At 39.8% G+C, this 12,128-nt stretch carries 14 protein-coding genes; 11 read left to right on the forward strand and 3 right to left on the reverse strand.

What is annotated here, in order from left to right; translation table 11 throughout:
* Positions 1-8: 8 nt before the first annotated feature.
* Both MMO38_RS09645 and surE read right to left on the reverse strand, forming a co-directional pair.
* Complete coding sequence (locus MMO38_RS09645) at positions 9-842, reverse strand: peptidoglycan DD-metalloendopeptidase family protein (RefSeq protein WP_241323384.1); 834 nt, start codon at positions 840-842, stop codon at positions 9-11.
* Positions 843-949: 107 nt separating this feature from the next.
* Entirely contained in the window at positions 950-1,723 is a 774-nt protein-coding gene (gene surE, locus MMO38_RS09650; protein WP_241323450.1) for a 5'/3'-nucleotidase SurE, read from the reverse strand.
* A gap of 152 nt (positions 1,724-1,875) precedes the next feature.
* Between surE and MMO38_RS09655 the strand changes: the two genes are divergently transcribed.
* A complete protein-coding gene (locus MMO38_RS09655) occupies positions 1,876-2,250 on the forward strand; it encodes a hypothetical protein (RefSeq protein WP_005196220.1) in 375 nt (124 codons plus the stop codon).
* A 162-nt stretch (positions 2,251-2,412) separates the two neighbouring features.
* Here the strand turns inward: MMO38_RS09655 and MMO38_RS09660 are convergent, their stop codons facing one another.
* Positions 2,413-2,775, reverse strand: coding sequence for a hypothetical protein (locus MMO38_RS09660; protein WP_241323385.1), 363 nt, complete (start codon positions 2,773-2,775; stop codon positions 2,413-2,415).
* 433 nt (positions 2,776-3,208) lie between these two features.
* Between MMO38_RS09660 and MMO38_RS09665 the strand changes: the two genes are divergently transcribed.
* From MMO38_RS09665 to MMO38_RS09710, 10 genes are all read left to right on the forward strand, one after another.
* The gene (locus MMO38_RS09665; protein WP_005196217.1) at positions 3,209-3,601 is read left to right on the forward strand and encodes a hypothetical protein; all 393 of its coding nucleotides are present in this window, start codon (positions 3,209-3,211) and stop codon (positions 3,599-3,601) included.
* A 167-nt stretch (positions 3,602-3,768) separates the two neighbouring features.
* Complete coding sequence (gene dacC / locus MMO38_RS09670; protein ID WP_005196215.1) at positions 3,769-4,917, forward strand: D-alanyl-D-alanine carboxypeptidase PBP5/6; 1,149 nt, start codon at positions 3,769-3,771, stop codon at positions 4,915-4,917.
* A 97-nt stretch (positions 4,918-5,014) separates the two neighbouring features.
* The gene (locus tag MMO38_RS09675; protein WP_241323386.1) at positions 5,015-5,551 is read left to right on the forward strand and encodes a gamma carbonic anhydrase family protein; all 537 of its coding nucleotides are present in this window, start codon (positions 5,015-5,017) and stop codon (positions 5,549-5,551) included.
* A 21-nt stretch (positions 5,552-5,572) separates the two neighbouring features.
* Positions 5,573-6,091 carry a hypothetical protein gene (locus tag MMO38_RS09680; RefSeq protein ID WP_241323387.1) on the forward strand — a complete coding sequence of 173 codons (519 nt, stop codon included), beginning with the start codon at positions 5,573-5,575 and terminating at the stop codon, positions 6,089-6,091.
* A gap of 53 nt (positions 6,092-6,144) precedes the next feature.
* Positions 6,145-6,633: an NUDIX hydrolase gene (locus tag MMO38_RS09685; protein ID WP_004671900.1), complete on the forward strand. Its 489-nt coding sequence runs from the start codon at positions 6,145-6,147 to the stop codon at positions 6,631-6,633.
* Between the two features lie 4 nt (positions 6,634-6,637).
* The gene (gene mnmA / locus MMO38_RS09690) at positions 6,638-7,771 is read left to right on the forward strand and encodes a tRNA 2-thiouridine(34) synthase MnmA (RefSeq protein WP_241323388.1); all 1,134 of its coding nucleotides are present in this window, start codon (positions 6,638-6,640) and stop codon (positions 7,769-7,771) included.
* Positions 7,772-7,789: 18 nt separating this feature from the next.
* On the forward strand, positions 7,790-8,521 hold the full coding sequence (gene hflD, locus MMO38_RS09695) for a high frequency lysogenization protein HflD (RefSeq protein WP_004671904.1): 732 nt from the start codon (positions 7,790-7,792) through the stop codon (positions 8,519-8,521).
* A 90-nt stretch (positions 8,522-8,611) separates the two neighbouring features.
* Entirely contained in the window at positions 8,612-10,000 is a 1,389-nt protein-coding gene (purB, locus tag MMO38_RS09700; RefSeq protein WP_241323389.1) for an adenylosuccinate lyase, read from the forward strand.
* A 197-nt stretch (positions 10,001-10,197) separates the two neighbouring features.
* On the forward strand, positions 10,198-11,040 hold the full coding sequence (locus MMO38_RS09705) for an alpha/beta hydrolase (protein WP_241323390.1): 843 nt from the start codon (positions 10,198-10,200) through the stop codon (positions 11,038-11,040).
* An 11-nt stretch (positions 11,041-11,051) separates the two neighbouring features.
* Positions 11,052-11,981 carry a metal-dependent hydrolase gene (locus tag MMO38_RS09710; RefSeq protein WP_241323391.1) on the forward strand — a complete coding sequence of 310 codons (930 nt, stop codon included), beginning with the start codon at positions 11,052-11,054 and terminating at the stop codon, positions 11,979-11,981.
* Positions 11,982-12,128 lie beyond the last annotated feature (147 nt).

Genomic DNA, 12,128 nt, shown 5'->3' on the forward strand with positions numbered 1-12,128 from the left:
TTATGAAACTAGTTAGGGAGTACTGTTGTTGGGTTAACTGGCTTACCATCCAACCGTACTTGGAACTCCAACATGACACGTGATGCTCCTGAAGAACCCATCTCTGCAATTTTTTGTCCAGCAGTCACATTTTCGCCGCTCTTCACCAACATTTTGCTGTTGTGCGCGTAGGCAGTAATATAACCATCAACATGTTTAACCAAGACCAAATTGCCATATTCTTTCAAGCCATCCGCAGCATAGACCACTTGACCATTTGCAGCAGCAAAGATTGGATCACCTACATTGCCACCGTAACGTGTGCCTTTTACATTACTTGCCAAATTAAAAGTTTGAATAATTGGACCATTTGATGGTTTAACCCAACGTAAGCCAGAGGCTAAAGTAGATGGAGGGTTGACAGGCACGACTGGAACAACAGGTCGTTGGGTCGGTGGTGTAACTGTTTGGGTTGGTGGGGTAACAGGTCGTTGGGTAGGTAAATTGACACTTTGACGCTGAATCGGAGCTGTTTGCGCCATTGCTTGCGTCGATGTAGTCCGCTGCGCAGCTGAACCTTTCAAGCGCAATGATTGGTTGACATAAATTCGATATGGCGGCGCAATATCATTCAGCGCAGCAATATCTAAATAATTCATGCCATAACGATTTGCGATACCACTCAAAGTATCACCAGAGCGAACAGTATAATAGTTGGGTGCGTGTGTATAACTTGCACCACCGCTCACCTGTGGTTTAGATGCACAACCTGTTACAACAGCCGCTGTTGCAACCGCCATAGACAATACGATTGTTTTGATCATTTTTTGTGATTGAAAAATCGAGACATGGTTTAAGTGCATCTTCGCCCTCATCGAAAAATCCTTAATCTATTTGCGCCCTAGAGTACCAAAAAAGTGAGAAAAAACGAGCATTCACGCACGATCTTCACAAAGTTATAACATTCAAGTTATTTACCATTCACATGATTATGCAAATTGTCTAACACTGTGTAATTGGTTGCATCCATTTGAATAGGTGTGACACTGACATATCCACTTGAAACAGCAAAGAAGTCTGACTGAATCTGACTCGAAGCCTGTTGAGGATCAGTTACTGCCTCACCAGCTAGACCGATCCAATAAACTTGTCGCCCACGTGGATCAACATGACTACTAATCGGTTTTGACTGCGCTCTGCGTCCCTGATAAGTGATTTGAGTGCCCTTGATCTGTTTAACATCTGGAATATTAATATTAAAAATATGACGTGGCGGTAAAATTGGCAAGCCTTGAGCAATAAAATCATGCACCCACTGTGCTGCTTGTGCATATTGTTGAGGGTGGTCGTATGCGCGTACATTTGCTCCTGCTAATGAAACTGCAATAGCAGGATGTTTCATTAAGCGCCCTTCAAACGCTGCGCCCACAGTGCCTGAATATAAAACATCATCACCCAAATTCGCCCCATTGTTGATACCACTGACCACAAGATCAAATTCGAAATCAAAAAGTCCATTGGTCGATAAATAAACACAATCTGCAGGTGTGCCATTCACTGCCCAAACATCTTCGGAAATCTGAATAGGACGTAAAGGACGATCTAGGGTCAATGCACTTGAGTAACCACTCCGCTCACTTTCAGGGGCAACCACAACAACTCGACCTAAAGGTTTTAATGCTAAAGCCAAAGCTTGGAGCCCAGGTGCGAATACACCATCATCATTTGCAATTAAAATATTCACTAAAATCCAGTCTCTCTCATTCGCGCTTGCTGCTACTTCAACCATGTATTGATAACATGTCAATAGCCCGTCTACTACACAGTTTTTTCAATTGAATTATTCATTGAATTATATATATTTATTACTTCATAGTATTAGAAATTTATACAATCATGAGACATTTATCTAAATTTATTCGAGTTTTTGGGGTTGCTTTCTCACTTTTAACAGCGCAAGCAATTTATGCAAATGAAGCGGTTTCAGTTCAAGAAGCAAATGCATTGATCAAAGATGATATCGCCAATGCGCAAGTGCTGATCGAAATGTGTCCAAAATTGATCGGTAAAAATGCCCAGTTCGACCAGAACATTAAAACCATCATAGCGTCTTACTTAAGTGGCTATTCTGACAAATCAGCTTCACTTGAAAGCTTGCAGCAAGATGCCGAGTTCAAAGATTTGTTAAAAGATGCACGAGAAGCGACAAAAGAAGTTGACCGAGCTGAGCAAAAGACAGTGTGCCAAGAAGTCGTAGATTTTGAAGCGTAATAGAATCGTCTATTTGTGGTTTTAAATATTAAACTTCTTTCATACATGCATACATCCCTTTTATTTCACCTCATAGGAGAAATAAAAGGGCAAATAATGATGATAGAGGTCGATTTAAAACCACATTTAGTTCAACTCTGGCAACTTAAAAATACAATGAAATTACCAAGCATCTGGCTCACGAACCATATGGATAATGTTGGCTGGATTTGTAATCCATCCCCCTCGAAAGCCCTCTGGCAATGGTTCAATTGCATCGCAACGAACAACACCAGCATCACTAAGATGTTTAGCCGCCTTAGCAAAATCATCCGTAAATAATTCGAGCCAAATCTCGGCTTGGCTCATCTCTGGCGCGATATCAATCCACAATTTGACTGGACCGAATTCGAAGCCTACGTCCGCTCCCTTTTCTGTAATTTGCTTTAGACCGATAACATCACGATAAAAAGCAACAGTCGCTTCGAATTGATGTGGTGGTAACTTCAATGCGATGTCAATACCGCCCTCAAATTTGGTCGCCATACCCTGCTCCTTATCAAGTAGCACTCCTGTGATCCCTAACAGGCTTGCGTAGCTACTAGACTCAAAGTCTGCTGCTGTGAAAAACGAAGCTTGCGCAGAGTGACCACAACGCCACATATTTATTATTTAGATTGCTAATCTGCTGAAACATTCTGAAAAGTTAGTCTCATCAGACGTGATATTTTGATTGTTTTTTAATCATGTCGTAGAATAAATCGCAAGTCAAGCCAAGACCAAAAGCAACTCAACCTAGCGATTAAACTCTTTAATTTTCGAAGATGAATCAATTATTAAAGTGCCGCAGCGGTTCAACACACCGAGCCTTTAAAACCACATTTCCTCCACTTTCCCTACAGCAAATATACAATTTTATTTTTCTTCTATGCTATAAGTTATTCAAATTGTTTAAGTCTTAATTTGAGTTTGGTTTGTTATGAAGAAAAATGTTTTTAAAACACTAGGTTTATCATTGCTTATTGCCTCAAGTGCTTTAACACCAGTTGCATATGCAGCAAATGCAAAACATGAGTCAGAAAACATTGAAGTGACTCCTATGTCGCAAACAACAACGCAAGAAGAGTTAGCTGCAATTTATGTGCTTTCTGAAATTTGTCCAAGTTTAATTGACGAAGATAAGAAGTTTACACAAGGCTACGAACGCTTGGTCAAAGAATACTTACCAAAAGAATCTAAAGCCGTTGACGCCCTCAATAAACGGGCAAAAGCAAAAGATTTCCAAAAATTCCTCGTCGAAGCGCGTAAAGATGCCAAAGCTGCCGCTGATGAAAAGAATCGTCAAATTTGCGAAGATGTTCGAAATTATTAATTCAAAATAACCGCATCAACGTATCAGGTATGAGCAAATAAAAGTCCCCGATATGTATTAGTTACAATACTGTATGAAAAAGCCGACTTCCCCCATAGAAGTCGGCTTTGCTTTATCCTAAAATGCTAGGCTCATCCGTACCATACAAGATATTGGAACCACCTAGAATGACTAGAAAAAGCGCTATTGCTGCATTACTACTTTTGCCAAGCTTTTCATATGCAGCAACTGTCCTATCTGCTCCACCAGAATTAAATAATAAATCCTATGTATTAATGGATTATGAAACAGGTCAGATCCTCGCTGCAAAAAATGAAAATGAAAAACTTGCACCTGCCTCGATGACCAAGATGATGACCAGTTTCATCATTGAACAAAAATTACTACAAGGCAAACTGACCGAAGAAGAACAAGTCCGCATGAACGAATCGGCATGGTGTCGTGGAAGTAGTGCTGAGTCTTGTATGTATGTTCCATTAAATGGTTCTGCAACTGTGCTTGAAATGCTGCGCGGCATCATTGTTCAATCTGGTAACGATGCATCAAAAGCAATGGCTGAACACATCGCGGGCAATGAAGGTACATTTGCTCATATGATGAACCAAGAAGCTAAACGTCTTGGCATGACCAATACCAACTTTATCAACTCAACAGGTATGCCTGCTGAAGGTCATTACTCGACTGCAAAAGATATGGCGATCTTGGCGCAACATATCATTAAGGATAGCTCAAAATACTATCCGATTTATTCAGAAAAAGAGTTTACCTATAACGGTATTAAACAAGGTAACCGTAATGCGTTACTCTACACTGACCCAAGTGTAGATGGTTTAAAAACAGGTCATACCAATGAAGCAGGATTCTGTTTAACCACATCAAGTAAACGTGGTCCTATGCGTCTGATTTCAGTGATCTTCGGCACACCAAGCATGAACGAACGTGCCAATCAAACGCGTGCGCTCCTTTCTTGGGGCTTTGCAAACTTTGAAACTGCAAATGTACAGCCTGCTAACCAAGCCATTGCCAAAGCAAAAGTTTGGTTTGGTAAAGAAGATGACGTTCAAATTGGCTTAGCTGAAAACTTCAATGTCACCATGCCAAAAGGACAAGCTGATAAAATCAAAACTCAGCTCGTGGTACAACCACAACTCAATGCACCTTTGGCGCAGGGTCAAGTGATTGGAAAATTGGTTGCTAGTCTTGATGGTAAAGTCATTGCCGAAAAACCACTTGTTGCGTTAAAACCAATTGAAGAAGCAGGTTTCTTTGCACGTATGATTGATCATATTAAATTATTCTTTGGTAACTTATTCTAAATCCTCATTTTTGAATAAGTGAATTAAGCACTCTGACTATTTAGTCCGAGTGCTTTTTTATTTTATAATTCCGCTATCTTTTATGTTGATGCCCCTTATGACCAAGAACATTCGCGCTTATTTAGACCAAACACCTGATATTGATTCTAGCTGTTATATCGATGACATGTCTGTCGTGATTGGTGATGTCAAATTAGCTGAGAATGTTTCAGTATGGCCATTTGCCGTGATTCGTGGTGATGTGAACTCAATTCAGATTGGCAAAAACAGTAATGTGCAAGATCATTGTATGTTGCATGTCAGCCATAAAAATCAATCTAAACCAAACGGTTCACCTTTAGTGATTGGTGAAGATGTGACTGTTGGGCATCATGTGACTTTACATGGTTGTACTATTGGTAATCGTATCTTAATCGGAATTAATACCGTTGTTTTAGATGACGTGATCATTGAAGATGATGTGATGATCGGTGCTGGTAGTTTAGTGCCGCCACGTAAAGTCTTAAAAAGCGGTTATCTGTATGTGGGTAGTCCAGTACAACAAGTCCGCCCTCTCACAGATAAAGAGAAAGCATTTTTACCTTATTCGGCGCTGAATTATGTGAAAGTGAAGAATGATTATAAAACCAAGTAACCACATAATTAAGAGATAACAATGATCAAAACATCGAAAAAACTCTTATATTTGGGTTTTATTTTACCTTCGCTTGTTGTTTCACTCATATTTTTAGTCATCATATTATTTTCTACTATTAGTGAAATATACTCTGGCGAACATGTTATTACTCGGTATATTTTCAGCATCACTGTATTAGAAGCAATATGGTTTATCATCACCAGTGCAATAGGTATGTACTTATTCATACTTCTGTTTTGTGGTATTCAATCCATCATCTATTCTTTTTTGATGAACTATATCATTTTCCCCAAAGTAAAAAGTCATTTTAGAATAGTGTTAATCAGTGGTGTACTCGGTGGGCTATCAACAACTCTACCAGTATTGTTCCTTTGTTTTTATTCTGCTTTATATGGAACAAGTGATTCTTCAAATATTTATAATAATGAAATTTTAATCATGCTTGGTCCCGTATTTGGTTTTGGGTTCGTAATAGGCCTGTTTTCAGGTTATTTTTTATTAAAAGCATACAAGTCACAAGAAAAGGCTTTAACCTAGCCATCTTGCCCCAAATTTTGTAGAATACGTTTTTTAAAATCATGGTGCTTTCTATGACCGCTTGGACACCTCATGTCACAGTCGCCACTGTTGTCGAAAAAGACGGACGTTTTTTGTTTGTCGAAGAACACAGCGAGGGCTATGTACATACCGTGTTTAATCAACCTGCTGGTCATGTTGAATGTGATGAAACCATTATCCAGGCAGCAATTCGTGAGACCTTAGAAGAAACAGGTCATCATGTTGAAGTTGATCACTTACTCGGTATTTATACCTATACGCCACCGATGTTTCCTGATCGTACCTATTACCGTTTTTGCTTCTTGGCACATGTCACTTCAGTTGAAGAAAATGCACAACTAGATACAGGCATCGTTGCTGCGGTATGGATGAATGTAGATGAACTACAAGAATCAGCACGTGCGCGTAGCCCATTGGTTTTAAAAGCTGTTCAAGATGCCCTCGCTGGCAAAAAATATCCTTTATCGCTTATTTATGAGCACCCTTTCTCTCCCTCATTAACCCCTCATTTGGATGCTTAATCCTATGCAACAACGTGTCATCGTCGGTATGTCTGGTGGTGTAGATTCCTCTGTTTCTGCCGCGCTTTTACTTCAACAAGGATATCAAGTTGAAGGTCTTTTCATGAAGAACTGGGAAGAAGATGATGGTACGGAATATTGCACAGCACTAGAAGACTTGGCTGATGCTCAAGCCGTTGCAGATAAGATTGGTATCAAACTTCATACCGCGAACTTTGCGATGGAGTATTGGGATCGTGTGTTTGAGCACTTCTTAGCAGAATATGCCGCTGGTCGCACACCCAACCCAGATATACTCTGTAATAAAGAAATTAAATTCCGTGCTTTCCTCGATCACGCGATGACTCTTGGCGCAGATTTTATTGCAACTGGTCACTATGCGCGTCGCGGTGCAACGATGCAAAACTCACGTGGTGAAACGTATGCACCGTTATTACGTGGTGTAGATAATAATAAAGATCAGACCTATTTCCTCCATGCAGTTCATGGTCGTGAAATTAATAAAACATTGTTCCCTGTTGGTGAAATTGAAAAACCTCAGGTACGCAAAATCGCAGAAGAATTAGATCTCGCTACAGCCAAGAAAAAAGATTCAACAGGGATCTGTTTTATTGGTGAGCGTCGTTTTAGTGATTTCTTAAAACAATACCTCCCTGCTCAAGCTGGAAAAATTGTTTTAGACAATGGTAAAGAAGTTGGTGAACATCACGGCTTAATGTACTATACGCTGGGTCAGCGCGGTGGTATCGGGATTGGTGGTATGAAGGGTGCACAAGAAGGTGCATGGTTCGTATTACACAAAGATATTGCCAATAACCGACTGGTGATTGGACAGGGACACGAACATCCACTCATGCAAAGTACACAGCTTTGGAGTGAGTCGATTGATTGGGTTGCTGGTGAACAAGAAATTCCGAGCACAGGTTTCCGATGTACTGCTAAAACGCGTTATCGTCAGTCGGATCAAGCATGTACAATTTACCGCGATGAACAGACAGAAAACGGAATTCGTGTTGAATTTGATGAATCACAAAGAGCCGTTACCTCAGGGCAAAGTGTGGTGTTTTATTCAGGAGAGGTCTGCTTAGGCGGTGGTGTTATTCACCATACCAATGCACCTCAGCCAGATTTTATTTAAGGACATTGGAAGCGAAGCATGGCGGAGTTCCCCTTTCAGCCCACTCAAGCGTTGAATGTTAGACAAAACCGTGCTTTGGCATTGGCGGCTGTCTTTCAGGCAACTCAGCTTACGCATATGACGGCGATGGCAGGTCAACAAAGTATTGGTGACAGTGGTAATTTCTATTTAGAACTACTGATCAAAGCCAGTTTAAATATTCGTCCCGCCAGTAATAGTGCAACGCAGACTTTAGATTTTTTTAATCAACTCGCTGATATTTCATTGGGCTTAAAAACCCTAGAAGGCTGTATTACTCAGCCTTTTAATACCGCGCCTAAATCAAGAGTTCCTAAACTGGGCACTGCCAAACTTCCAATGTCTTATGCAATGGCACTATTGCAGTTAGAAAAGAAAGTTTACAGCAACCCAGAATATGTAAAAATCATTGAAAAAGCACAACAAAAAATCTTAAAACAGTTGTCTTTTTTCGATAATAACTATTTACACCCAAGTATTATTGCCAGTTTAGCGCAAACTTATGTTGAAACTGCGGGTCAAATTAATCCACGGATTTTAGTCCGTGGCAATGCTGAAGCCTTCAAAGATATGAACCATACCAATCGCATTCGAGCTTGTCTGTTTACCGGCATACAGCTTGCACACTTATGGCGACAACTCGGTGGCAGTTCGTGGGGTATGATTTTTAGCAAACGTAAATTATTGCACGATATTCAAGCTCTCGCTCGTTTGCAGTATCAGGTGGTTTAAACCGATGCTACAACGAATTTATTTTTATGCCTTTTATGTACCCTCTCTAAATCTCTCCCACAAGGAGAGACTTAAATTTAAGGAATCTGTATGAATGCTTTAACCGCACTCTCACCACTTGATGGACGTTATGCAAGCAAATGCGATGCACTACGCCCTTTTTTGTCTGAGTTTGGTTTAATCCACGCTCGAGTCACAGTTGAAGTGCGTTGGTTACAAGCACTGGCAAATCGTGCAGAAATCATCGAAGTTCCAGCATTCTCCGCTGAAACCAATGCCGCTTTAGATGCGATTGTTGCAGACTTCTCAGAGCAAGATGCCAACCGCATTAAAGAGATCGAACGCACCACCAATCACGATGTAAAAGCAGTTGAATATTTCCTTAAAGAAAAAATTGCCAACATTGATGAATTAAAAAATGCAGGTGAATTTATTCACTTTGCATGTACGTCAGAAGACATCAACAACTTGTCTCATGCATTGATGCTTAAAAATGGTCGTGAAGTTTTAGTTTCAAGTATGAAGCAACTTTTAAATGCGATTTCAGCTTTGGCAACTACACATGCTGAACAACCAATGTTGTCTCGTACCCATGGTCAAACCGCTAGCCCAACTACATTGGGTAAAGAAATGGCAAACGTTGCCTATCGTTTAGCACGTCAGATCAAGCAATTTGAAAATGTTGAATTACTTGGCAAAATCAATGGCGCAGTTGGTAACTACAATGCTCACCTTTCTGCTTATCCAGAAATTGACTGGGCAGTGCATGCACAAGCATTTGTTGAGTCTTTAGGTTTAGCATTTAACCCATACACCACACAAATTGAGCCACATGACTATATGGCTGAATTGTTTGATGCATTACGTCGTTATAACACCATCTTGATCGACTTTAACCGTGACGTTTGGGGTTATATCTCGCTTGGTTACTTCAAACAGAAGTTAAAAGATGGCGAAGTGGGTTCCTCAACGATGCCACACAAAGTGAATCCAATTGACTTTGAAAACTCTGAAGGTAACTTAGGTATTGCCAATGCAGTATTGAGTCACCTCGGTGAAAAACTTCCTGTTTCTCGTTGGCAGCGTGACTTAACTGACTCAACTGTACTCCGTAACATGGGTGTTGGTTTTGCACAAAGCTTGATTGCTTTTGATGCATGCTTAAAAGGTGTCGGCAAACTTGAGCTGAATGCACAGCGTATTAATGAAGATCTAGACCAAGCGCAAGAAGTGCTTGCCGAGCCAATTCAAACCGTTATGCGTCGTTATAACGTTGAAAAACCATACGAAAAATTAAAAGCATTGACGCGTGGTCAAGCAATGACACGTGACATGATGGTTGATTTCGTGAATGGTGATGAACTATTACAAGTACCAGCAGATGAACGCGCGCGTTTAGCAGAGCTTACACCTGCGACATATACAGGTAATGCGGCTGAACAAGCAAAACAAATCAATGATTTGATTAACAAAATCTAAGTTTTTCAGAAAATTAAAAAAGCAAAGCCTCGGCTTTGCTTTTTTGTTTTAAAATAATAAGTCCAAGCTATATCCCCAAATGAATAAAAACTCAGTGTATGGCACACTAAGTTAAATCGCATCATCCACTGTCAAGACAAGTCCTACACTGCCGACTACTATCGATTGAAATAGGCTTATTTTGTAAGTAGATCAGCATGGCAAAACAGACAGAGACTAGATACAGCGAATATCACCGTAACAACCTGATTTTCAAGGTCATTGATTCAGGTCCTATAAATGGAAAACCCGTCATTCTTTTACATGGCTTTCCAGAAACTGCGCAAAGCTGGCAAGCAACCTCTAAGATTTTAAATCAACATAACTTCCGAACATTTGCTATAGAACAACGTGGCTATAGCATAGCAGCGTCTCCCAAAGGGCGTTTTCAATACAGCATCAATGAATTGGTTGCTGATGTAAAAGCATTCATAGATCTACAGGGACAACCTGTTTATGTCATCGGCCACGATTGGGGTTCAATTGTGGCATGCGAACTCTCACTTCAATATCCAGATTTAGTTAAACATCTCACATTGGTTTCCGTCCCTCATACTGGTGCATTTCTAAAAGCGATGCTAAGTAGCACTCAAATCTTCACTTCTTACTATATTGGCTTTTTTCAGTTGCCGTTTATCCCTGAACTGCTATTTAAGAGATCTAGATTTCTAAGCAATTATTTATTAAAGAATTCAGGCATGACTCCTGAGCAACTAAATGATTTTAATCAATACTTTATTAAAGAAAATCGTATTGGCACAGCTATTAACTGGTATCGCAGTATGCCACTGGCCCCTATTGGCTCAACCTTTAAGAAAGTCAAAGTTCCCACTCTGTTTATTTGGGGCAATAAAGATATTGCCATTGGCAAGAAAAGTGCCCAGCTCAATAAACAGTTTTTTGCAGGCCCTTATGAGGAAGTACATCTAGATGCGACTCACTGGATTCCGTCCCAGAATGCCGAACAACTGAGCCATTATTTTCTAAAAGCCGTAAATTAAGGAGAACAGGCATGCACCCTAAACAACGATTAGAAAATCACTTTCTAGAACAACGCCGTGTCCAATTTGATTTTAGTCAAACTCCTGAGCACTGGATCTATGACAACCCTTTTGCCACTCATTTAATTAATGCCGTTCATTTAATTTTGCCAGTAGGTGAATTATGGATGTGCCGTTCCTTTAATGAAGCACTGCCTTATGTCACAGATGAAAAACTTCGTGCCGATGTAAAAGGATTTGTGCATCAGGAAGCTCATCATGCCTCGGCGCATAAAGTTGCACAAGATTATTTAAGATATTATGGCTATGAGATTGATGAATTTATTTCTTCTTTAGATATGATATTCAAACAACTCAATACTTCTCCCCTTGGCTTAGTATTATCAAAAAAACTAGAATATCGTTGGTTAACCATCCGTGTAGGCATGGCATCAGCTGTTGAACATTTTACAACCATGCTTGGTACTTGGTGTTTAAATGACAAACCATGGCAAAATAAAACAGCAGATGAAATTATGTCTGATCTTATGACTTGGCATCTTGCAGAGGAAGTAGAACATCGTAGTGTAGCTTTTGATTTATATATGCATTTATGTGGTGAAGAAAATAAAATATTGGCTTATCTACAACGCCAAATGATCATGATGGCTGTAGCACCTGTATTCACACTTTCGATTTATCAATGCTTTAAAAAACTAGCACAACAAGATAAGCAAGCAAAATCATATAGCAGCTATGGACTCATTCGTGCTCTAGGTCAAACGGTCATCGAAAATGCGCGGACGAATCAAGTACCAAGTTTTTTAGCAGTATTCTTTAGCTTAAGACACTGGATTAAGCCAAATTATCATCCTTATTTCGAGGGCGACACCATGAAAGCATTACAAGTTCTAGAAAATTCGCCAGCAGTCAAATCTTTAAGTAAACTACGTGTTTGCTAATGGCTTAAATTATTAAAATGCTTCCTATTTTTAGGCACTTTATAAGTGCCTATTTTTCCAGCTCAATATAAAACGATCACAAAAAAACCTTATGTATGTCATAAGATTTTAAAATACTAGACTTCTTTCATAAGTATTTAAACCTTT

Origin of the sequence: Acinetobacter sp. NIPH 1852 (genome assembly GCF_022549455.1) — a bacterium.
Lineage (GTDB): Bacteria > Pseudomonadota > Gammaproteobacteria > Pseudomonadales > Moraxellaceae > Acinetobacter.